Origin of the sequence: Sphingobium tyrosinilyticum (assembly GCF_042654265.1) — a bacterium.
Classification (GTDB): Bacteria; Pseudomonadota; Alphaproteobacteria; order Sphingomonadales; family Sphingomonadaceae; genus Sphingobium; species Sphingobium tyrosinilyticum.
The window spans coordinates 277,830-297,802 of the sequence record NZ_JBHSFZ010000001.1 but is presented as its reverse complement, the minus strand read 5'-3'; the positions used below and the strand labels follow the sequence as shown (position 1 = coordinate 297,802).

Sequence of the window (19,973 nt, the reverse complement as noted above, 5' to 3'; positions counted from 1 at the left end):
CCGCGATGAGGCGGGGCAGGGGCCGATTATCACCGGCTTTGCGGGTCGCGGTTTTCGGGTTAGGGATGATGTCTTTCCCGGCGGACTGCTTCTAAACCCCGCGCGCGCACTTGCATGGGAAGATGCGCCCACGGCCGATGAACTGTCGATCGCCGCGTTGGGGGATCTTCTGGACACCGACCCGCTGCCGGAATTCCTGCTGCTAGGCACCGGAGCAGGTTTGCGCCAACCGCCGCGCGCCTTCGTTCGCGAACTGGAAGCGACAGGCATCGGCGTCGAAGCCATGGACAGCCGCGCCGCGGCGCGCGCTTGGGGCGTGCTTCGGGCCGAAGAGCGCTGGATCGTGGCGGCTTTACTGCCGCTCTGATCAAGCCCGCATGCCGTAGCGCAATGTTATCGGCTTTTCTGGCCGCGTCTTGCGCTTTGCCTTGCATCCGCATAGGCTGAACCCAAGTTCCGGCACCTGTCGGTGTCGGCGAAGAAGAAAAGAGTTACGGCCATGGTGCAGCACAGCCGCCCATTGCCGCAGAGTTCCGGTCCCGCCGGGGGCGCTTCGGGCAAGGACGCCCTTTCCGGCCAGGGTAATGGGAGCAAGGCTGCGGCCATACCTCCCCCGTCGAAGCAGCGGGGCTCCTTGCCTCATTTGCCGCGCGGCAGACGCTCTTATGCCGCGATCGACCTTGGCACCAATAATTGCCGCCTGCTGATCGCCAAGCCCTCTGCCGATGGCTTCATTGTTGTCGATGCCTTTTCCCGTATCGTCCGGCTGGGTGAAGGCTTGGCATCGACGGGCCGGATCAGCGACGCTGCCATCGATCGCGCCATTGCGGCCCTGTCGATCTGCGCCGACAAGTTACGCCGCCGCCATGTCACCCTGGCCCGGTCGGTCGCGACGGAAGCCTGTCGCCGTGCCTCCAACGGCGCTGAATTCATCCAGCGCGTCTATCGCGAAACCGGGATAGCGCTCGACATCATCAGTGCGCAGGAAGAAGCGCGGCTGGCGGTGATGGGTTGCCATGCCTTATTGGAACCGGGCGATGGCCCCGCGCTGATCTTTGACATTGGCGGCGGGTCCACCGAACTGGTCCTGGTTGACGCCAATCGCTCCGGCGCGCCGCATATCGTCGATTGGGTCAGCGCTCCCTGGGGTGTCGTCTCGCTGACAGAAAGCGAATTGTTCGAACATGCCGACCCTGGCGAGCGGTTAGCCGCCTATTCGCGAATGCGGTCGCGGGTCGCCGATGCTTTCGCGCCGCTCGCCCGCCGCCTTCCTCGTGAGGCCCCCGCGATCCGGCTGCTGGGCACCTCGGGCACGGTGACGACGCTGGCCAGCCTGCATCTCAATCTGCCGCGCTATGACCGGCAGGCGATCGACGGGCTGATCGTACCGTCGGCGTCGATGCGCGCAATTTCCGGCAGGCTGTCCACCATGGCGTTGCCGGAACGGCAAAAGCTGCCCTGCATCGGATCGGAGCGAGCGGACCTGGTGGTGGCAGGATGCGCGATCCTCGAATCCATCCTCGACATCTGGCCCGCCGAACGGCTGGGTGTGGCCGATCGCGGCATACGCGAGGGAATTTTACGGGGCCTCATGGACCGCGACGGAGCAATGATGTGAGAGGTGCAGGTGCGGGCAAGGTCCGGGTCAAGTCGGCCAAAGGGCGGACGGCGCAATCGACGCGGTGGCTCGAGCGGCAACTCAATGACCCCTACGTCCGCCGCGCCAAGGCGGAAGGCTGGCGCAGCCGCGCCGCCTTCAAGTTGATCGAACTGGATGAGAAGTTCCACTTTGTGAAGGGATCGCGTGCCGTCGTCGATCTGGGCGTTGCGCCCGGCGGATGGGCGCAGGTTGTCAGGAAGCTGTCGCCCAAGGCCAAGGTTGTCGGCATGGACCTGCTGCCTACTGATCCCATCCACGGCGTCACCCTGTTTCAGATGGACTTCATGGATGACAAGGCGCCTGCTCTCTTGGCCGAGACGCTGGGGGATGCGCCCGACCTCGTTATTTCAGACATGGCGGCGAACACGGTGGGCCATGCGCAGACCGACCATTTGCGGACAATGGCGCTCGTCGAAGCGGCCGCCTGGTTTGCTGTGGAAAATCTGCGAAAGGGCGGCACCTTTGTCGCAAAGGTATTTGCGGGCGGCACCGACGCTGACCTGCTCGCCATATTGAAGAAGCATTTCACCACGATCAAACATGCCAAGCCACCCGCGAGCCGGAAAGGCAGCGTCGAATGGTATGTCGTGGCGCAGGGCTTCAAGGGACGCCCCATCGAGCAGGGCTGACGCCGCAGTACGCGCGGCTTTTATAGGAAAATGGGGGCACATTGGTTTCGACGGTATCGACGGTCGCCTATCTCGGGCTGGACGCGCGCAGCGTGGAGGTGCAGTGCCAACTGGTTCCCGGCTTGCCCAATTTCATCGTTGTGGGACTGCCTGACAAGGCGGTGGCGGAAAGCCGCGAACGTGTGCGTAACGCCATCGCGGCGATTGGCCTGTCCCTCCCGCCCAAGCGCATTACCGTCAACCTTTCTCCCGCTGACTTGCCAAAGGAAGGCTCTCATTTCGACCTGCCCATAGCGTTTGCGCTTCTCGGCGCGATGGGCGTGATCGATGCCGAGACGCTGGCCGGTTATGTGGTGGTCGGAGAGCTTGGCTTGGACGGACGCATCGCCTCGACCCCGGGCGTCCTGCTCGCCGCTCTGCACGCCGGAGAACGAGAACTCGGCTTGGTGTGCCCGGTATCCCAAGGACCGGAGGCGGCATGGGCGGGTCAGGTTGAGGTGATCGCGGCTCCCGATCTGCTCAGCCTTCTCAACCATTTCAAGGGCAGTGCGGCGCTCTCGCCTCCACGGCCCGGCGCGGTCGAACCGCCGCTGCGCACCTCTGACCTCAAGCAGGTCAAAGGGCAGGAAACCGCGAAGCGTGCGCTGGAGATCGCGGCCGCCGGAGGTCACAACTTATTGATGGTAGGGCCTCCCGGCGCGGGGAAGTCGCTGATGGCGAGCTGCCTGCCCGGTATATTGCCTGAACTGACCCCGGCTGAAGCGCTGGAAAGGTCTATGGTCGCGAGTGTCGCCGGATCGCTGGAAGGCGGACGGATCAGCCGCGCCCGGCCGTTCCGCAATCCTCACCACAGCGCCTCCATGGCGGCGTTGGTCGGCGGCGGCCATAAGGCGCGGCCCCGGTGAGGTCAGCATGGCGCATCTGGGGGTGCTGTTCCTTGACGAGCTGCCCGAGTTTCAACGCACCGTCCTCGACTCGCTGCGCCAGCCGCTGGAGAATAGCGAAGTGACGGTGGCGCGCGCCAATGCGCATGTGACCTTCCCTGCGCGGGTGCAGCTGGTAGCTGCGATGAACCCCTGCCGCTGCGGCCATCTCGGTGATCCCGCCTTGGCCTGTTCACGCGCCCCGCGCTGCGCCGCCGACTATCAGGCAAAGGTCTCTGGCCCGCTGCTCGACCGTATTGACCTGCATGTTGAGGTGCAGGCCGTAACCGCCGCCGATCTCGTCCTTCCGCCGCCCTCGGAAGGTTCGGTCGAGGTCGCGGCGCGCGTCGCTGCGGCCCGGCAGGTGCAGACGCAACGCTATGCAGGCAGCAAGATACGTACCAATGCGGAGGTGGATGGCGAGCGGCTGGAGGATGTGGCTGGCCCTGACGCGGCAGGGCGCGATCTGTTGGCTCAGGCGGCGGCCGCGATGAAGCTGTCGGCGCGTGGCTATACGCGGGTGTTGCGGGTGGCGCGGACCATCGCGGACCTCGCCGGAGCGGAAAGAGTGGGCCGCGTGCATGTCGCAGAAGCGCTTAGCTACCGGCGACGCGCTCCGGTGAATTGACGAAGATCAGGCGGCGTTCTCGGCGGTGATCAGCTTCAGCTCGCCGCCGCCCGCAGGGCCGTTTTCCTTGTGCGTAAAGCGTCCATCGATGCGGCTGCCGGGTGCGATCGAAATGCGCTCATAGAAAACATCGCCGGTGATCCGCGCGCTGCTTTCTATGACCAGATCATCAGCGGTGATAGATCCGTCCACTAGCCCTGCGAGCCGCGCGCTTTGCGCGTTGATATGGCCGGTGACCTGGCTGCCCGGGCCCTGGACGAGCGCCACACAGCTGACGTCGCCAGTCACCTCGCCGTCGATATGCAAATCAACCGAAGCGCTGATGTCGCCGCTGATCGAAACGCCGCCCGCAATCAGCGAGAAGGACGAGCCCTTAGCCACGGTGACCGACATCGGCGAGGCGGGCCGTGGCGATTTGCTGGACTTGGAGAACATCTTTGCGTGCCTCTAGAAAACGGCGGGGATTGATGGGCTGACCGTTCAGCCGTACCTCGAAATGCAGATGGTCGCCGGTCGATCGGCCGGTCGAACCCATGCGAGCGATCATGACGCCGCGATCGACTTGCTCACCGACCCGCGCGGCAAAGCCGGACAGATGGGCGTAGCGGGTCATGAGGCCGTTGCCATGGCTCACTTCCACCACATTGCCATAACCGCTGCGCTGGCCGACAAAGCTGACCTTGCCTGCGGCGGCCGCCAGGATCGGTTGGCCATGGCTACCGGGAAAGTCGATGCCTGCATGAAAGGCGGCATGTCCGTTAAACGGGTCGCGGCGATAGCCGTAGGAACTGGACTGCATCGGCGCCAGGGTCGGGCGGCCTGAAGGGATTGTCATCAGGCTGCTTTCCAGAAATTCCATGCGGGACAGCGCGCTTGCCAGCCGTTCGAACTCCTTCGGCATCGCGTCGCGCTGGCCGCGCCAAGGGACGAAGGGGCCGCCCTGCGCCCGGGCCGCGGTTCGCGCCAGCGTATCGGGGTTGAGGCCAAAGCTGCGGATCGCCGCCGCCGTCTTGTCCGCGCGCCGCTCCACGGCACGGGTCAGCAGCATCGCGAAACGCCGCTGGCGCGCATCGATCGTCAGCAGGGGCTCGGCTTCAGGGGCGGCGCCGATGCGGACCTTGAGCGCATGCGCGCCGTCCTTGGAGGTAGCCTTGTCCGGCTGACCGACCAGCCCTTCCGCCGCACCGCTTTCTTCCTTGCCGAAATGGGTGCGGTACAGATCGTCCATGAAGTTCTGCCGCGCCTCAAGGTCGCGGGCGAGGTTCTCGACTGATTGGCGATAGCCCTCCACCTTACTCGCTGCCTTGGCAACGGCGCGGCCCTGAGCATCGAGCGCGGCCCGTTCGCGATCCACTGATGATGGACGAAGCGCCATGGAAAGGGTGAGTGCAATCCATCCGAGCAGGAGCGAGGATAGGACGGCGGCGGCCGACAGCTGAACGCGGGTGGATATCCGGATGAACTTGACCTGTCCGCCAGATCGCAGGAAGATTTCCCGCTCCGGACACAGGGCGACAATCCTGGCCCAGAGGGCGGAAACCCCCTTCTTACTCCGATATAACAATTGCGACCCCGCGTTCGATTTTTTCGAGATTCGGGCCGGTAGCAAAAGGAGAGAGGACGCGCGAATCCGCTGGAACGGACTCGTGACGAGTCGAAATGAAGGTGGGGTGAAACGTGTTATCGGCAGTCCGGTTCCCGACCCGACAAAATATTTTCAGCCGATTTGGGAGATCGCGGCGGCATGCCAGCCAAGCAGGGCAGGAACCTCGGCTGAAGGCACGGCGGCGCCAAAGTGGAAGCCCTGTGCATAATGACATCCGCCCGCTCGAAGATAGTCGAGCTGGTGCACATTCTCGACGCCTTCCGCCACAGTACGGATATTGAGGCTGTAGGCGAGATTGAGCAACGTCCGTACAATGGCCGCATCATCCGGATCAGTCTCGAGATCGCGGACGAAGCGCTGGTCGATCTTGATGACGTCGATCGGAAATTGCTTGAGGTGAGAGAGCGACGCATAGCCCGTGCCGAAATCATCGAGCGCAATGGATATGCCCGCGCTGCTCAACCGGTGCAGGCTGCGTTCCACAACTTCGGCATTGCGGCCAAGGAAGACTGATTCGGTCACCTCCAACTCGATCTTCGAAGGCGGCACGCCCACTTTTTCCAATTGCGCGATCAGGCGATCGGGAAAGCCGCTGTCGTGCAGTTCCACGCCCGGCACATTGATCGCGACATGGCCGATATCAAGCCCATGTTCGTGCCATCGACGGCAGTCGGCAAGCACTTGTGCCAGCATCCGGTCAGTGATTGTGCGGCCCAGTTCCGAATGTTCAAACGCCGCGGCGATCTCGCCGGGCATGATAATGGTTCCATCTGCACGGACACAGCGGAGGAGCGCTTCGAAGCCGATGATCGCTCCGGTCGCAAGATCGACCTTGGGCTGATACCAGGGTGCGGGCGGCGCGTGGACCAGCGCATGGCGCGCGCGTTCCAGCATACGGGCCTCGCGCTGCCATCGCTCCAGCAGCCAAGGCTCGAACAGGCAAGCCCGGCCGCGGCCGCCATTCTTTGCTTCATAAAGGGCGATGTCGGCGAATTTCATGAGGTCCGCGATGTCGCCCGCATGTTCGGGGAAGAGCGCTACACCCATGCTTACACGGCAGTCCACATCGCGAGCGCCGTGGCTCAACGGCTGGTGCAACTGTGCCGTCATCCGCGCCAATATAGTCTCCAGGTCGGATGCGTTGCGTAGCCGGGTCAGCAGTACGGCAAATTCATCCCCACCCATGCGCGCGACCAGATCCCCGGGCCGAACCGCAGTGCGCAGTCGCTCGCCGACTGCGCAGAGCAGCGCGTCGCCCACATCATGCCCCGCGCTATCGTTGATCCGCTTGAACTCATCGACGTCGATCAGCACCACCGCCATCTGCCCGCCGGCCCGGTCGGTCGCACTGGCCGCCTGCGCCAGCGTCGCCATGAAGTGCGATCGATTGGCAAGGCCGGTGAGCGCGTCGGTCATGGCGAGATGGGCAAGATGCCGCTCTGCCTCCTTCCGGTCGGTTATATCGACGATGCTGGAAAGGACGCATTCCTCCCCCCCCACCATGATAGGGCGCGAGGCAAGCAGGACGTCGTGAACAACGGCGTCCTTGCCCACGATGCGGCATTCCTGATTGTCCACCGCTTCTCCGGTTGCGATCTGGTCGCGCAGGCTGGCCTTGGCTGCTGCGCCTTCGCCCAACAGATGTACGCGGGAGATATCACCGTCCGAGCCGAAAGCGCGGGCGGCTGCGTCGTTGAAGCGGACAACGGTGCCGTCCGGGCGCGTAACCAGCAGAGGGATCGGCACGCTCATGAACATGCGCTCAAGCGTTTCGCTGTTGCTCGCAAGGGCTGCCCGGGCTTCCTGGGCCGCCTGGCTCGCCAACCATTCCTGCCGTTGGAGGCGGTTGGTCCGGCTGATGGCGATCCACATGCCGCAGTGGAGCATCAGCACTGCCAGGATCATTCCTGGCGTCGTCGGCGATAAAGGCGCAGGCGAGAGATAGCCGATCAGCAGCGCGATCCCACAGCCGAGACCGCCCCCGAAATTGCCGCGAAAGCTGGTAGGCACGACAAGATAGAAGACCAGCGGCAGCATCACCAACACGAAAATGGCTATGTCGCTGCGTGAACTGACTAGGAAGGCGACGCCGATCGCGGTGACGATCTGCCATATGAAGCAGAGGCGCTCGACCGCCTTGAAATCAGTCATCCTGCGGCTGAATGACAGGCAGACCAGCGACCAGAGTACGACCGTCAGCCGCGCCGGAATGGCTACCCAAAAATGAGGCGTACCGGCGAAACGCCAATCGCTTATCAGGAACAGCGCATTGAGGATCGCAGAAAGGATAAACAGGGTGCGCGCATGGCGGCACGACTCAGGCAGCCGCTCCCCCTGAAATGCAGCTTCCCGGGCCGGGTTGCAAAACTCGCCGGTAAAAGGAGAAAGTGGGGTCACGACCTGTCCATATGGGCGCTCGTGAGTGGGCGCCTGTTTAGAAACAATAGCTTGCCTACCCTTAGCAATTTCCTAATGAGTCGTTCACCATGCCGGTTCGCACGCGAAACGAAGTTTGTCGGGCCGCCGCTTGACCCTGAATGACGCCATGTCTATAGGCGCGCCTGCTCAGCTACCGGAAATCCTGACAGATTCGTCTTCAGGCCAAGGGTTCTGGGCAGAGCTGAACATTGCCGGCTGCTCTTGCGGTCCAGGGGGCATCTGCCCTCCGGGACCTTTGCTGTTTTAAGGCTTCGCGCCTTTCTGCAGCAAGCAACGCGGGGATGGTTCCGGTAAAGTAACTGAAAAGGTGAAGGGCTTCATGCCAACAATCAACCAGCTGGTCCGCAAGGGCCGCGAGCTGCAGAAGACCAAGTCGAAGGTCCCTGCAATGGAAGCGAACCCGCAAAAGCGCGGCGTTTGCACCCGTGTTTACACGACGACCCCGAAGAAGCCGAACTCGGCTCTCCGCAAGGTGGCGAAGGTGCGTCTGGTCAACCAGCGCGAAGTCATCACCTACATTCCGGGTGAAGGCCACAACCTTCAGGAGCACAGCGTTGTGCTGATCCGCGGCGGTCGCGTACGCGACCTTCCCGGTGTGCGCTACCATGTGCTGCGCGGCGTTCTGGATACCCAGGGCGTCAAGGACCGTAAGCAGAGCCGTTCGAAGTACGGCGCGAAGCGTCCGAAGTAAGGGAGACTAGAGCATGTCACGTCGTCGTCGCCCAGAAAAGCGCGTTATCCTGCCCGATCCCAAGTTCGGTGATATCGTGCTGTCGAAGTTCATGAACAGCATCATGCAGGACGGCAAGAAGGCCGTCGCCGAGTCCATCGTTTACGGTGCGCTCGAAACCGTCGAGACGAAGTCCAAGAAGGACCCAATCGCGATGTTCCATGATGCGCTGAACAATGTGAAGCCCGGCATCGAGGTCCGCAGCCGCCGCGTTGGTGGTGCGACCTACCAGGTTCCCGTCGAAGTGCGCCCCGAGCGCGCCCAGGCGCTGGCCATCCGCTGGTTGATCACGGCTTCGCGCAACCGCAGCGAAACCACCATGGCCGCCCGTCTGTCGGGTGAGCTGCTGGACGCCGCCAACAACCGCGGCAATGCCGTGAAGAAGCGCGAAGACACGCACCGCATGGCGGAAGCGAACCGCGCCTTCTCGCACTACCGCTGGTAATGTGAAGCGGGCGCTCCCGTGCCCGCTCCCTATCATGGTTTTGAAGATCGGTCCGTTCGCCGTGGGGCTACCCATGGCGGACGGATTGGTTTAGGGGCCAGCCGCAAGACTCATTCACTCACCGCCGGCGTGCCGGCAACGGAGAAGCATCATGGCCCGCAGCCATCCGCTCGAACGCTATCGCAATTTCGGTATCATGGCGCATATCGACGCCGGCAAGACCACCACGACCGAGCGTATCCTTTACTATACCGGCAAGTCCTACAAGATCGGCGAAGTCCATGACGGCGCCGCCACCATGGACTGGATGGAGCAGGAGCAGGAGCGTGGTATCACCATCACCTCGGCTGCGACCACCTGCGTGTGGAAGGCCGAAGAGGGCAAGGGCCCCGAGCATCGCCTGAACATCATCGACACCCCCGGCCACGTCGACTTCACCATCGAAGTCGAGCGTTCGCTGCGCGTGCTGGACGGCGCGGTCGCCGCGTTCGACGGCGTTGCCGGCGTCGAGCCGCAGTCGGAGACCGTGTGGCGCCAGGCGGACAAGTACAAGGTTCCGCGGATGTGCTTCATCAACAAGCTCGACCGCACCGGCGCCAATTTCTATTATTGCGTGCAGACGATCATCGATCGCCTGGGCGCGACCCCGGCCGTCCTCTATCTGCCCATCGGCGCGGAATCGGAGTTCAAGGGCCTTGTCGATCTGGTCGAGAATCGCGCCATCATCTGGAAGGATGAGAATCTGGGCGCCGAATTCTCCTATGAAGCGATCCCGGACGACCTCGCCGACAAGGCTGCCGAATATCGCGAGAAGCTGATCGAACTTGCCGTCGAACAGGACGACGAGGCGATGGAAGCCTATCTGGAAGGCAATGAGCCCGACGTCGCTACGCTCAAGAAGCTGATCCGCAAGGGCACGTTGAACCAGTCGTTCGTGCCGGTGCTGTGCGGCTCGGCTTTCAAGAACAAGGGTGTCCAGCCCCTGCTCGACGCGGTCGTCGACTATCTGCCTTCGCCGCTCGACATCGAGGACGTTCAGGGCATCAACCCCGACAACGATCAGCCCGACAGCCGCGCGACCGCAGACGACGCGCCCTTCTCGGGCTTGGCGTTCAAGATCATGAACGATCCGTTTGTCGGCTCGCTGACCTTCCTGCGCGTTTATTCGGGTACCCTGACCAAGGGCACCTATCTGAACTCGGTCAAAGACAAGAAGGAAAAGATCGGCCGTATGCTCCTCATGCACGCGAACTCGCGTGAGGACATCGATGCCGCTTATGCCGGCGACATCGTCGCGCTGGCCGGCATGAAGGAAACCACCACCGGCGATACGCTGTGCGCCGAGCGCCAGCCGATCATCCTGGAGCGGATGGAATTCCCGGAGCCGGTCATCGAGCTGTCGGTCGAACCCAAGACCAAGGCGGACCAGGAAAAGATGGGCGTCGCGCTCAACCGCCTGGCTGCCGAGGATCCGTCCTTCCGCGTCACGACCGATCACGAATCGGGCCAGACCATCATCAAGGGCATGGGCGAACTGCACCTCGAAATCCTCGTCGATCGCATGAAGCGTGAGTTCAAGGTTGAGGCGAATGTCGGCGCGCCGCAGGTGGCCTATCGCGAATATCTCAAGAAGCCGGTCGATATCGACTACACCCACAAGAAGCAGTCGGGCGGCACCGGCCAGTTCGGCCGCATCAAGGTGAAGCTGACTCCGGGCGAGCGCGGTGCGGGCATCATCTTCAAGGACGAGATCAAGGGCGGTAATATTCCCAAGGAATATATCCCCGCGATCGAAAAGGGCATGCGCGAAACGGCGGCCACCGGCTCGCTCATCGGTTTCCCGATCATCGACTTCGAAATCCTGCTCTATGACGGCGCCTACCACGACGTCGACTCGTCGGCGCTGGCGTTCGAAATCACCGGCCGCGCTGCGATGCGCGAAGCGGCGCAGAAGTCGGGCATCACGCTGCTCGAGCCGGTCATGAAGGTCGAAGTCGTCACTCCGGAGGAATATCTGGGCGACGTCATCGGCGACATGAACAGCCGCCGTGGCCAGATCCAGGGCACCGACAGCCGCGGCAACGCGCAGGTGGTCGAGGCGATGGTTCCGCTGGCCAACATGTTCGGCTATGTGAACTCGCTGCGTTCCTTCACCCAGGGGCGTGCGAACTACTCGATGATCTTCTCCCACTATGACGAAGTGCCGCAGAATGTGGCGGACGAAGTCAAGGCGAAGATGGCCTGATGATTTTCCTTGGCCGGGCCGTGCAAACGGCTCGGTTAGGGGCTGGTAATCTGTGAATTTGCTGCTATGGACGCGCCTTCGCGAGGCGCGGCCGAGCGGTCAGACCAAAGCTGATTTGATTAGAAGGTAGGATAAAATGGCTAAGGCTAAGTTTGAGCGGAACAAGCCGCACTGCAACATCGGCACCATCGGTCACGTCGACCATGGCAAGACCTCGCTGACCGCAGCGATCACCAAGGTGCTCGCCGAAACCGGCGGCGCGACCTTCGTTGATTACGCCAACATCGACAAGGCTCCTGAAGAGCGCGAGCGCGGCATCACCATCTCGACCGCTCACGTCGAATATGAGACCGAAGCCCGTCACTATGCGCACGTCGACTGCCCGGGTCACGCTGACTACGTCAAGAACATGATCACCGGTGCTGCCCAGATGGACGGCGCGATCCTCGTCGTTTCGGCCACCGACGGCCCGATGCCCCAGACCCGTGAGCACATCCTGCTCGCCAAGCAGGTCGGCGTTCCCCAGCTCGTCGTGTTCATGAACAAGGTCGATCTGGTCGATGATCCGGAAATCCTCGAGCTGGTTGAGCTGGAAATCCGCGAGCTGCTGTCGTCCTACGACTTCGACGGCGACAACATCCCCGTCATCCCCGGCTCGGCCGTGAAGGCGCTGGACGGTTCCAACGACGAAATCGGCAAGCAGGCTGTCCTGAAGCTGATGGCTGCCGTTGACAGCTTCATCCCGCAGCCGGAGCGTCCGGTTGACAAGCCGTTCCTGATGCCGATCGAAGACGTGTTCTCGATCTCGGGCCGCGGCACCGTCGTGACCGGCCGCGTCGAGACCGGCATCGTGAAGGTTGGTGAGGAAGTCGAGATCGTCGGCATCCGCGACACCCGCAAGACCACCGTCACCGGCGTCGAAATGTTCCGCAAGCTGCTCGATCAGGGTGAAGCCGGCGACAATATCGGTGCTCTGGTTCGTGGCGTTGGCCGTGAAGACGTTGAGCGTGGTCAGGTTCTGGCGAAGCCCGGTTCGGTTACGCCGCACACCGAGTTCGACGCGGAAGTCTATGTTCTGTCGAAGGAAGAAGGCGGCCGTCATACCCCATTCTTCGCGAACTATCGCCCGCAGTTCTACTTCCGCACCACCGACGTCACCGGCGAAGTTATCCTGCCGGAAGGCACCGAGATGGTCATGCCTGGCGACAATGTGAAGCTCGGCGTGAAGCTGATCGCCCCGATCGCGATGGACGCGGGTCTCCGCTTCGCCATCCGTGAAGGCGGCCGCACCGTCGGTGCCGGGGTTGTCGGCACGATCTCGAAGTAATATAGGACCGCAGCGGCGCGAATCGTCTGATTCGCGCCGCTGAGGATTTCAACCGCCTCGGATCGCCTTTCTCCGGCTCGAATGAGCTAGAAGGGCAAGGCTGGGGCGGTTTGTTTTTGGCTCTTTCGCATCGGTACAGGAACAATGGACAGCAACATCCGCATTCGCCTCAAGGCGTTCGATCATCGCGTGCTTGATCAGGCGACCGGCGACATCGCCGACACCGCCCGCCGCACCGGCGCCCTTATTCGCGGTCCGATTCCCCTTCCGACGCGCATCGAAAAATTCACGGTGAACCGTGGTCCGCACATCGACAAGAAGTCGCGCGAGCAGTTCGAAGTCCGCACGTACAAGCGTATGCTTGACATTGTGCAGCCGACGCCGCAGACGGTCGATGCGCTGATGAAGCTGGACCTGGCTGCCGGCGTGAACGTCGAAATCAAGCTGGCCTAAGCTGGCAAGTCCCTGCTTTCCTTGGGGAGGGCAGGGTATCGGGCATTCCGGGATCCGGAAGCTCAAACGACACAAGGGATACCGCACGGCGATCCGGTGAGCCGGAAAGGCTCGTGGTCCTGGTCCCCCGTCGCCGTTCCCGAGTAGGGGGTGGCATCCAACCCGGACGGGGTGATCTATATTTGGGTTGGGCCGCGAAGGAGGGATCCTGAGCGGTTTTTTCGTTGGATACGCCCGCTGCTAAGGCGGGCCTCTATGGGAGTAATCAGTGATGCGCACAGGCGTGATCGCTAAGAAAGTCGGGATGACCCGTCTGTTCCAGGAGGACGGACGGCATGTACCGGTTACGGTTCTGGCCCTTGAGGGCAATCAGGTCGTGGCTCGCAAGGAAGTTGATCGGGACGGCTATGTCGCGGTTCAGCTCGGCGCGGGTGTCGCGAAGGTTAAGAATGTCGCCAAGCCGCAGCGCGGTCACTTCGCCAAGGCGGAAGTGGAGCCCAAGGCGCGCTTGGTGGAATTCCGTGTCGCCGAGGATGCGCTCCTCGATGTCGGCGCTGAAATCGCGGCCGATCACTTCATTGCCGGTCAGTTGGTCGATGTTGCCGGTCACACCCAGGGTAAGGGTTTTGCCGGTGCCATGAAGCGTTGGGGCTTCGGCGGTATGCGCGCCACCCACGGCGTGTCGATCAGCCACCGTGCCCATGGTTCGACCGGTAACCGCCAGGATCCGGGCCGCGTCTTCAAGAACAAGAAGATGGCGGGTCACATGGGTGACCGTGAGCGGACCCAGCAGAACCTCGAAATCGTCCGCACCGATGTCGAGCGTGGCCTGTTGTTCGTCAAGGGCAGCGTTCCGGGCGCCAAGGGCACTTGGCTGACCGTCAGCGACGCCGTCAAGGTGAAGCGTCCGGCTGATGCGCCCTATCCGGCGAGTCTCAAGCAGGCCGCCAACAGCAACCCCGCTCCGGCCGAGACGCCCGCTGAAGAAGCGGCCGCTCCCGAAGCGACCGAAGGCCAGGAGGGCTAATCATGAAGGTCAATGTACAGACCCTCGACGCAGCAGCGGCTGGTGAGCTGGAGCTGAACGATGCCGTGTTCGGCGTCGAGCCCCGCACCGACATTCTGCATCGCGTCGTTACCTGGCAGCTGGAAAAGCGTCGCGCTCCGGCTCGCGCCACCCGTGAGCGTTCGGACGTTGCCCGTACCGGCAAGAAGTTCGGCCGCCAGAAGGGTGGTGGTACCGCCCGTCACGGCGATCGCAAGGCGCCCGTGTTCATCGGCGGTGGTAAGGCGCACGGCGCCCGTGCCCGCGACTTTGGCCACGACCTCAACAAGAAGGTTCGTGCGCTGGGCCTCAAAATGGCTCTGTCGTCGAAGGCGAAGGACGGCTCGCTGATCGTCCTCGACAATCTCGATGTGGCGGAAGGCAAGACCAAGGCTCTGGTCGCGCATCTCGCCAAGCTGAACCTCAACAAGGCGCTATTTATCGACGGCGACGCGGTGAATGTCAGCTTCGCGAAGGCTTCGGCGAACATCGTCGGCGTGAACCTGCTGCCGGCTGTCGGCGCCAACGTTTACGACATCCTTAAGGCGGATTCGCTGGTGCTGACGCGCGCCGCGGTCGAAAAGCTGGAGGCGCGTTTTAATGGCTAAGAAGCAGGCCGCAACCGTCGATAACCGTCATTATGACGTCGTTGTCGCTCCGGTCATCACCGAGAAGTCAACCCTTCTCTCCGAGAACAATGCCGTGGTCTTCAAGGTCGCCAACGATGCGACCAAGCCGGAGATCAAGGCGGCCGTTGAAGCGCTCTGGGGCGTGACCGTCAAGAGCGTGAACACGCTGGTCGCCAAGGGCAAGACCAAGAAGTGGAAGGGCAAGCCCTACACGCGGTCGGATGTGAAGAAGGCGATCGTTCGTCTGGCTGATGGTCAGTCGATCGACATCACCGAAGGAGTGCGCTGATCATGGCGCTTAAGAGCTACAACCCGACGAGCCCCGCTCAGCGCGGTCTGATTCTCGTCGATCGCAGCGGCCTGCACAAGGGCAAGCCCGTCAAGGCGCTGACCGAAGGCAAGCGCAAGACCGGTGGCCGCAACAACAAGGGCCATGTGACCTCGCGCGGCATCGCCGGCGGTCACAAGCAGCGTTACCGCATCGTCGACTTCAAGCGTCGTCTGTGGGACGTTGAGGGTACGGTCGAGCGTCTGGAATATGACCCTAACCGCACCGCCTTCATCGCGCTGGTCAACTATCCCGACGGCACCCAGGCCTATATCCTGGCGCCGCAGCGTCTGGCTCCCGGTGACAAGGTCGTCGCGGGCAAGAAGACCGATGTGAAGCCGGGCAATGCGATGGAACTCGGCCAGATGCCGGTCGGCACCATCATCCACAATATCGAGATGAAGCCCGGCAAGGGTGGGCAGCTCTGCCGTTCGGCGGGCACCTACGCCCAGCTGGTCGGTCGCGATCGTGGCATGGTCATGGTTCGCCTGTCCTCGGGCGAACAGCGCTACATCCGTTCGGACTGCATGGGCACCGTCGGCGCCGTGTCGAACCCGGACAATGCTAACACCAACCTCGCCAAGGCCGGCCGCAACCGCTGGCTTGGCAAGCGTCCGCTGACGCGCGGTGTGGCGAAGAACCCGGTCGATCACCCGCACGGCGGTGGTGAAGGCCGCACCTCGGGCGGCCGTCACCCGGTCACCCCCTGGGGCAAGCCGACCAAGGGTGCGCGCACCCGCCACAACAAGGCGACGGACAAGTTCATCATCCGTAGCCGCCACGCTAAGAAGAAGAGGTAAGCGAGATGGCTCGTTCCGTCTGGAAAGGTCCGTTCGTGGACCTCAGCCTTCTGAAGAAGGCGGAAGTGGCGCAGGACGCCGGTGGCCGTTCGGGTCCGATCAAGACCTGGTCGCGCCGTTCCACCATCCTGCCGCAGTTCGTTGGCCTGACGTTTAACGTCTATAACGGCCGCAAGCATGTGCCGGTCTCGGTGAACGAGGACATGGTGGGTCACAAGCTGGGTGAGTTCGCCCCGACCCGCTACTTCCCCGGCCACGCTGCCGACAAGAAGGGCAAGCGCTAATGAGCAAGGAAAAGGCTCCCCGTCGCGTCGCCGACAATGAGGCGCTGGCCGTTGGCACGCAGATCCGTGGTTCGGCCCAGAAGCTGAACCTGGTCGCCACGCTCATCCGCGGTCGCAAGGTCGAGGAAGCGCTGAACATCCTCGCCTTCTCGAAGAAGGCGATGGCGGTCGATGTGCGCAAGGTGCTGGCTTCGGCCATCGCCAATGCGGAAAACAACCACAATCTGGACGTCGACGCTCTGGTCGTCGCGGAAGCATCGGTGGGCAAGAGCTTCACCATGAAGCGCTTCCACGCTCGCGGCCGTGGCAAGTCGACCCGGATCCTGAAGCCCTTCAGCCGCGTGCGCATCGTCGTGCGTGAAGCAGCTGAAGAAGCGGAGGCGTAAGACTATGGGTCACAAGAGCAATCCGATCGGTCTGCGCCTGCAGATCAACCGTACCTGGGACAGCCGCTGGTTCGCCGAAGGCGCTGACTATGGCCGCCTGCTGCTGGAGGATCTGAAGATCCGCCAGTATATCATGAAGAACCTGCCGCAGGCTGCGATCTCCAAGGTCGTGATCGAGCGTCCGGCAAAGCTGTGCCGCGTGTCGATCTACGCTGCCCGTCCCGGTGTCATCATCGGCAAGAAGGGTGCGGACATTGAGAAGCTGCGCAAGAAGCTGGGCAGCCTGACCTCTTCGGACGTCAGCCTGAACATCGTCGAGATCCGGAAGCCGGAAATCGACTCCAAGCTGGTTGCGCAGGGCATTGCCGATCAGCTGGAGCGCCGCGTGGCGTTCCGTCGCGCGATGAAGCGTGCGGTGCAGTCGGCTCTGCGTCTCGGCGCCGAAGGCATCAAGATCACCTGCGGCGGCCGTCTGGGCGGCGCGGAGATCGCGCGCGTCGAATGGTATCGCGAAGGTCGCGTTCCGCTGCACACGCTGCGTGCGAACGTCGATTATGCCGAAGCCACGGCGCACACCGCCTATGGCGTCTGCGGTATCAAGGTCTGGATCTTCAAGGGTGAGATCCTGGGCCACGATCCGATGGCCACCGACCGGCTGATGCTGGAGGCTCAGACCTCCGGCGTGCGCCCGGCGCGCTAAGAATAAGAAGGTAATAGCGTCATGCTGCAACCGAAGAAAATGAAGTTCCGCAAGACCTTCAAGGGCCGGATCAAGGGCGACGCCAAAGGCGGTTCGGCTCTGAACTTCGGCTCCTATGGTCTTAAGGCTTTGGAGCCCGAGCGGATCACCGCGCGCCAGATCGAGGCGGCCCGCCGTGCGATCACCCGTCACATCCGCCGTCAGGGCCGTTTGTGGATCCGGGTGTTCCCCGACGTTCCGGTGTCGAAGAAGCCCGCCGAAGTCCGTCAGGGCAAGGGTAAGGGTTCGGTCGAATATTGGGCGGCCCGCGTTAAGCCCGGCCGCATCCTGTTCGAACTGGACGGCGTACCCGGCCCGCTCGCAGCAGAGGCATTCTCGCGCGCCGCGATGAAGCTGCCCGTCAAGACCAAGGTCGTTGCCCGCCTCGGCGACACCTCGCACCTGGAGGGCTAAGCCGTGGCGAACGTTGCCGACCTCAAGACCAAGACGGACGACGAACTGTCGACCGAACTCAACAACCTGAAGCGTGAGCAGTTCAATCTGCGCTTCCAGGCGGCCACCAACCAGCTGGAAAAGCCCAGCCGGGTAAAGGAAGTCCGCCGGTCGATCGCGCAGATCAAGACCCTGCAGACCGAGCGTTCGCGCTCGGCCGCGAAGTAAAGGAAACACACGATGCCCAAGCGCGTGCTGACGGGAACGGTGGTTTCCGACAAGACCGACAAGACGGTGGTGGTTCGCGTAGAGCGCAAGGTTAAGCATGCGCTCTACGGCAAGATCATCCGCCGTTCGAAGAAGTACCATGCCCATGACGAGGGCAATGTCTACAAGGAAGGCGAAACGGTCCGCATCGAGGAGACCGCTCCGATTTCCAAGCTCAAGACCTGGAAGGTCATCGAGCGCGTGGACACCCACAAGTCGCCGGAAACGGCCGCCTGAGGTCAGTCACCGACCTTAAGGGTCGAAATTTCGGACGCGGGGCTGGCCTTTTCGGAAAGAAGAGGTTACAGGCCCGCGCTTCGTGTTTCGAATCTTCCGGTCGAAACCACGAATTCGGAACCGCCGGGATCGTCCCGGTAGGCCAAATAAGAAGGAACCGGATCCATGATCCAGATGCAATCCAATCTTGACGTCGCTGACAACAGCGGCGCCAAGCGCGTCCAGTGCATCAAGGTGCTGGGCGGCTCGAAGCGTCGCTTCGCGAGCGTAGGCGACATCATCGTCGTCTCGATCAAGGAAGCTGCGCCTCGTGGCAAGGTGAAGAAGGGTGACGTGCATCGCGCCGTCATCGTGCGCACCGCCAAGGACGTGCGTCGCGCTGATGGCAGCGTGATTCGCTTCGACGGCAATGCCGCTGTGCTCATCAACAAGAATGAGGAGCCGATCGGCACCCGTATCTTTGGCCCGGTCGTTCGCGAACTGCGCGCCAAGAAGCACATGAAGATCATCTCGCTCGCCCCTGAGGTGCTGTAATGAGCGCTGCTAGAATCAAGAAGGGCGACAAGGTCGTCATCCTGGCTGGCAAGGACAAGGGCCGTACCGGCGCCGTCCTGCAGGTGCTGCCGAAGGACGACAAGGTCCTCGTCGAAGGCATCAACGTGCACGCGCGTCACCGCAAGCCCGACCAGGCGAACCCGCAGGGTGGTATCGAGCGCAAGCCCGCGCCGCTCCACATTTCGAACGTCGCTGTCGCCGACAAGGATGGCAAGCCGACCCGCGTCCGTTTCGAGGACCGCGACGGCAAGAAGGTCCGCGTCGCCGTCAAGTCCGGTGAGGTGCTGTAATGAGCGACAAGTACACTCCGCGCTCCAAGTCGCTCTATGACGCCGAAATCGCCAAGGCGATGACCGAGAAGTTCGGTTACAAGAACGTCATGGAAGTGCCCAAGATCGAAAAGATCACGCTCAATATGGGCGTCGGCGAAGCGACTCAGGACAAGAAGAAGGTCACTTCGGCCGCCGAGGAAATGGAGCTGATCGCCGGCCAGAAGCCGGTCATCACCAAGGCCCGCAAGTCGATCGCGCAGTTCAAGCTGCGTGAAGGCATGCCCATCGGCGCCAAGGTCACGTTGCGTCGCGAGCGCATGTACGAGTTCCTTGATCGTCTGATCAACGTCGCTCTGCCCCGTGTGCGCGACTTCCGAGGTCTCAATCCGAAGAGCTTCGACGGCCGTGGCAACTATGCCTTCGGCATCAAGGAGCAGATCATCTTCCCCGAGATCAACTATGACCGCATCGACAAGGTGCGCGGCATGGACATCATCGTGACCACCACGGCGAAGACGGACGAGGAAGCGCGCGAATTGCTGCGTCTCTTCGGCTTCCCCTTCCCGCTCGAAGAGAAGCAGGCGGCCTGAACGGGTCCCGCTTCTCTCCCAAACGCTAAAAGCTAAGGAAGAGAACTTAAGTCATGGCGAAACTGAGTTCGATCAACAAGAACGAGCGCCGCAAGAAGCTGGTGAAGAAATATGCCGGCCGCTATGCGAAGCTCAAGGCGATCGCGAATGATACGACCGCTGATGACAGCGATCGTCTGATCGCGCGTCTGAAGATGGCGGAGATCCCCCGCAACGGCAACCCGACTCGCGTGCGTAACCGCTGCGAGCTGACGGGCCGTCCCCGGGCCTACTACCGCAAATTCCGTCTCTGCCGCGTGCAGCTGCGTGATCTGGCCAACAAGGGCCTGATCCCCGGCGTCACCAAGTCGAGCTGGTAAGGAT

The 19,973-nt window shown here is 62.5% G+C and carries 25 protein-coding genes and 1 pseudogene; 23 read left to right on the top strand and 3 right to left on the bottom strand.

Annotation, left to right across the window (positions count from 1 at the left end; translation table 11 throughout):
* Positions 1 to 28: 28 nt before the first annotated feature.
* From ACFO3E_RS01515 to ACFO3E_RS01500, 4 genes and pseudogenes are all read left to right on the top strand, one after another.
* Positions 29 to 367, top strand: coding sequence for an Mth938-like domain-containing protein (locus ACFO3E_RS01515; protein WP_380801981.1), 339 nt, complete (start codon positions 29 to 31; stop codon positions 365 to 367).
* Positions 368 to 499: 132 nt separating this feature from the next.
* On the top strand, positions 500 to 1,618 hold the full coding sequence (locus tag ACFO3E_RS01510) for a Ppx/GppA phosphatase family protein (protein ID WP_066525467.1): 1,119 nt from the start codon (positions 500 to 502) through the stop codon (positions 1,616 to 1,618).
* Entirely contained in the window at positions 1,615 to 2,289 is a 675-nt protein-coding gene (locus ACFO3E_RS01505; protein ID WP_380801901.1) for an RlmE family RNA methyltransferase, read from the top strand. The genes ACFO3E_RS01510 and ACFO3E_RS01505 overlap by 4 nt, the downstream gene beginning before the upstream one ends.
* A gap of 41 nt (positions 2,290 to 2,330) precedes the next feature.
* A pseudogene (locus tag ACFO3E_RS01500) lies at positions 2,331 to 3,840 on the top strand (YifB family Mg chelatase-like AAA ATPase).
* A 6-nt stretch (positions 3,841 to 3,846) separates the two neighbouring features.
* Here the strand turns inward: ACFO3E_RS01500 and ACFO3E_RS01495 are convergent.
* The 3 genes from ACFO3E_RS01495 to ACFO3E_RS01485 form a co-directional block, all read right to left on the bottom strand.
* Positions 3,847 to 4,233 (bottom strand): bactofilin family protein, encoded by a 387-nt coding sequence (locus tag ACFO3E_RS01495; protein ID WP_380801898.1) that lies wholly within the window; start codon positions 4,231 to 4,233, stop codon positions 3,847 to 3,849.
* Positions 4,214 to 5,404 carry a M23 family metallopeptidase gene (locus tag ACFO3E_RS01490; protein WP_380801896.1) on the bottom strand — a complete coding sequence of 397 codons (1,191 nt, stop codon included), beginning with the start codon at positions 5,402 to 5,404 and terminating at the stop codon, positions 4,214 to 4,216. The genes ACFO3E_RS01495 and ACFO3E_RS01490 overlap by 20 nt, the downstream gene beginning before the upstream one ends.
* A gap of 153 nt (positions 5,405 to 5,557) precedes the next feature.
* Positions 5,558 to 7,843 (bottom strand): putative bifunctional diguanylate cyclase/phosphodiesterase, encoded by a 2,286-nt coding sequence (locus ACFO3E_RS01485; RefSeq protein ID WP_380801894.1) that lies wholly within the window; start codon positions 7,841 to 7,843, stop codon positions 5,558 to 5,560.
* A gap of 361 nt (positions 7,844 to 8,204) precedes the next feature.
* Here ACFO3E_RS01485 and rpsL point away from each other — a divergent pair, with 361 nt between their 5' ends.
* The 19 genes from rpsL to rpsN all read left to right on the top strand — a co-directional run bounded on the left by rpsL (position 8,205) and on the right by rpsN (position 19,969).
* Positions 8,205 to 8,576, top strand: coding sequence for a 30S ribosomal protein S12 (gene rpsL, locus ACFO3E_RS01480; RefSeq protein ID WP_007686591.1), 372 nt, complete (start codon positions 8,205 to 8,207; stop codon positions 8,574 to 8,576).
* A 13-nt stretch (positions 8,577 to 8,589) separates the two neighbouring features.
* Positions 8,590 to 9,060, top strand: a complete 471-nt coding sequence (gene rpsG, locus ACFO3E_RS01475) for a 30S ribosomal protein S7 (protein WP_037464411.1) — start codon at positions 8,590 to 8,592, stop codon at positions 9,058 to 9,060.
* 151 nt (positions 9,061 to 9,211) lie between these two features.
* Complete coding sequence (fusA, locus tag ACFO3E_RS01470; RefSeq protein WP_066525438.1) at positions 9,212 to 11,305, top strand: elongation factor G; 2,094 nt, start codon at positions 9,212 to 9,214, stop codon at positions 11,303 to 11,305.
* A gap of 136 nt (positions 11,306 to 11,441) precedes the next feature.
* Entirely contained in the window at positions 11,442 to 12,632 is a 1,191-nt protein-coding gene (gene tuf, locus ACFO3E_RS01465) for an elongation factor Tu (protein ID WP_066525434.1), read from the top strand.
* Between the two features lie 144 nt (positions 12,633 to 12,776).
* Positions 12,777 to 13,085: a 30S ribosomal protein S10 gene (gene rpsJ, locus ACFO3E_RS01460; RefSeq protein ID WP_007686587.1), complete on the top strand. Its 309-nt coding sequence runs from the start codon at positions 12,777 to 12,779 to the stop codon at positions 13,083 to 13,085.
* A 271-nt stretch (positions 13,086 to 13,356) separates the two neighbouring features.
* On the top strand, positions 13,357 to 14,112 hold the full coding sequence (gene rplC / locus ACFO3E_RS01455; RefSeq protein WP_066525430.1) for a 50S ribosomal protein L3: 756 nt from the start codon (positions 13,357 to 13,359) through the stop codon (positions 14,110 to 14,112).
* Between the two features lie 2 nt (positions 14,113 to 14,114).
* Positions 14,115 to 14,738, top strand: coding sequence for a 50S ribosomal protein L4 (gene rplD, locus ACFO3E_RS01450; protein ID WP_066525428.1), 624 nt, complete (start codon positions 14,115 to 14,117; stop codon positions 14,736 to 14,738).
* The gene (locus ACFO3E_RS01445) at positions 14,731 to 15,048 is read left to right on the top strand and encodes a 50S ribosomal protein L23 (protein WP_066525425.1); all 318 of its coding nucleotides are present in this window, start codon (positions 14,731 to 14,733) and stop codon (positions 15,046 to 15,048) included. Before rplD ends, ACFO3E_RS01445 begins: the two co-directional genes overlap by 8 nt.
* A 2-nt stretch (positions 15,049 to 15,050) precedes the next feature.
* Positions 15,051 to 15,887 (top strand): 50S ribosomal protein L2, encoded by an 837-nt coding sequence (gene rplB / locus ACFO3E_RS01440; RefSeq protein ID WP_066525423.1) that lies wholly within the window; start codon positions 15,051 to 15,053, stop codon positions 15,885 to 15,887.
* A gap of 5 nt (positions 15,888 to 15,892) precedes the next feature.
* On the top strand, positions 15,893 to 16,171 hold the full coding sequence (rpsS, locus tag ACFO3E_RS01435) for a 30S ribosomal protein S19 (RefSeq protein ID WP_007686576.1): 279 nt from the start codon (positions 15,893 to 15,895) through the stop codon (positions 16,169 to 16,171).
* Positions 16,171 to 16,557: a 50S ribosomal protein L22 gene (gene rplV, locus ACFO3E_RS01430; protein ID WP_066525420.1), complete on the top strand. Its 387-nt coding sequence runs from the start codon at positions 16,171 to 16,173 to the stop codon at positions 16,555 to 16,557. The genes rpsS and rplV overlap by 1 nt, the downstream gene beginning before the upstream one ends.
* A gap of 4 nt (positions 16,558 to 16,561) precedes the next feature.
* Positions 16,562 to 17,257 carry a 30S ribosomal protein S3 gene (gene rpsC, locus ACFO3E_RS01425; RefSeq protein WP_066525416.1) on the top strand — a complete coding sequence of 232 codons (696 nt, stop codon included), beginning with the start codon at positions 16,562 to 16,564 and terminating at the stop codon, positions 17,255 to 17,257.
* Positions 17,258 to 17,278: 21 nt separating this feature from the next.
* Positions 17,279 to 17,710, top strand: coding sequence for a 50S ribosomal protein L16 (gene rplP, locus ACFO3E_RS01420; protein WP_037464435.1), 432 nt, complete (start codon positions 17,279 to 17,281; stop codon positions 17,708 to 17,710).
* A 3-nt stretch (positions 17,711 to 17,713) separates the two neighbouring features.
* Entirely contained in the window at positions 17,714 to 17,917 is a 204-nt protein-coding gene (gene rpmC / locus ACFO3E_RS01415) for a 50S ribosomal protein L29 (protein ID WP_021244952.1), read from the top strand.
* A gap of 12 nt (positions 17,918 to 17,929) precedes the next feature.
* Entirely contained in the window at positions 17,930 to 18,193 is a 264-nt protein-coding gene (gene rpsQ, locus ACFO3E_RS01410; RefSeq protein ID WP_006960320.1) for a 30S ribosomal protein S17, read from the top strand.
* 165 nt (positions 18,194 to 18,358) lie between these two features.
* Entirely contained in the window at positions 18,359 to 18,727 is a 369-nt protein-coding gene (gene rplN, locus ACFO3E_RS01405; protein ID WP_007686569.1) for a 50S ribosomal protein L14, read from the top strand.
* Positions 18,727 to 19,038, top strand: coding sequence for a 50S ribosomal protein L24 (rplX, locus tag ACFO3E_RS01400; protein ID WP_066525414.1), 312 nt, complete (start codon positions 18,727 to 18,729; stop codon positions 19,036 to 19,038). The genes rplN and rplX overlap by 1 nt, the downstream gene beginning before the upstream one ends.
* Positions 19,038 to 19,610 (top strand): 50S ribosomal protein L5, encoded by a 573-nt coding sequence (gene rplE / locus ACFO3E_RS01395; protein ID WP_066525408.1) that lies wholly within the window; start codon positions 19,038 to 19,040, stop codon positions 19,608 to 19,610. Before rplX ends, rplE begins: the two co-directional genes overlap by 1 nt.
* Positions 19,611 to 19,663: 53 nt before the next feature.
* Positions 19,664 to 19,969: a 30S ribosomal protein S14 gene (rpsN, locus tag ACFO3E_RS01390; RefSeq protein WP_007686564.1), complete on the top strand. Its 306-nt coding sequence runs from the start codon at positions 19,664 to 19,666 to the stop codon at positions 19,967 to 19,969.
* The last annotated feature ends 4 nt before the right edge of the window (positions 19,970 to 19,973 follow it).

Excerpts from the sequence above, each read along its gene's own strand:
- ACFO3E_RS01510 (WP_066525467.1), top strand. The coding sequence starts at position 500 with ATGGTGCAGCACAGCCGCCCATTGCCGCAGAGTTCCGGTCCCGCCGGG.
- ACFO3E_RS01495 (WP_380801898.1), bottom strand. The coding sequence starts at position 4,233 with ATGTCGGTCACCGTGGCTAAGGGCTCGTCCTTCTCGCTGATTGCGGGC.
- rpsL (WP_007686591.1), top strand. The coding sequence starts at position 8,205 with ATGCCAACAATCAACCAGCTGGTCCGCAAGGGCCGCGAGCTGCAGAAG.
- rpsG (WP_037464411.1), top strand. The coding sequence starts at position 8,590 with ATGTCACGTCGTCGTCGCCCAGAAAAGCGCGTTATCCTGCCCGATCCC.
- fusA (WP_066525438.1), top strand. The coding sequence starts at position 9,212 with ATGGCCCGCAGCCATCCGCTCGAACGCTATCGCAATTTCGGTATCATG.
- tuf (WP_066525434.1), top strand. The coding sequence starts at position 11,442 with ATGGCTAAGGCTAAGTTTGAGCGGAACAAGCCGCACTGCAACATCGGC.
- rpsJ (WP_007686587.1), top strand. The coding sequence starts at position 12,777 with ATGGACAGCAACATCCGCATTCGCCTCAAGGCGTTCGATCATCGCGTG.
- rplC (WP_066525430.1), top strand. The coding sequence starts at position 13,357 with ATGCGCACAGGCGTGATCGCTAAGAAAGTCGGGATGACCCGTCTGTTC.
- rplD (WP_066525428.1), top strand. The coding sequence starts at position 14,115 with ATGAAGGTCAATGTACAGACCCTCGACGCAGCAGCGGCTGGTGAGCTG.
- ACFO3E_RS01445 (WP_066525425.1), top strand. The coding sequence starts at position 14,731 with ATGGCTAAGAAGCAGGCCGCAACCGTCGATAACCGTCATTATGACGTC.
- rplB (WP_066525423.1), top strand. The coding sequence starts at position 15,051 with ATGGCGCTTAAGAGCTACAACCCGACGAGCCCCGCTCAGCGCGGTCTG.
- rpsS (WP_007686576.1), top strand. The coding sequence starts at position 15,893 with ATGGCTCGTTCCGTCTGGAAAGGTCCGTTCGTGGACCTCAGCCTTCTG.
- rplV (WP_066525420.1), top strand. The coding sequence starts at position 16,171 with ATGAGCAAGGAAAAGGCTCCCCGTCGCGTCGCCGACAATGAGGCGCTG.
- rpsC (WP_066525416.1), top strand. The coding sequence starts at position 16,562 with ATGGGTCACAAGAGCAATCCGATCGGTCTGCGCCTGCAGATCAACCGT.
- rplP (WP_037464435.1), top strand. The coding sequence starts at position 17,279 with ATGCTGCAACCGAAGAAAATGAAGTTCCGCAAGACCTTCAAGGGCCGG.
- rpsQ (WP_006960320.1), top strand. The coding sequence starts at position 17,930 with ATGCCCAAGCGCGTGCTGACGGGAACGGTGGTTTCCGACAAGACCGAC.
- rplN (WP_007686569.1), top strand. The coding sequence starts at position 18,359 with ATGATCCAGATGCAATCCAATCTTGACGTCGCTGACAACAGCGGCGCC.
- rplX (WP_066525414.1), top strand. The coding sequence starts at position 18,727 with ATGAGCGCTGCTAGAATCAAGAAGGGCGACAAGGTCGTCATCCTGGCT.
- rplE (WP_066525408.1), top strand. The coding sequence starts at position 19,038 with ATGAGCGACAAGTACACTCCGCGCTCCAAGTCGCTCTATGACGCCGAA.
- rpsN (WP_007686564.1), top strand. The coding sequence starts at position 19,664 with ATGGCGAAACTGAGTTCGATCAACAAGAACGAGCGCCGCAAGAAGCTG.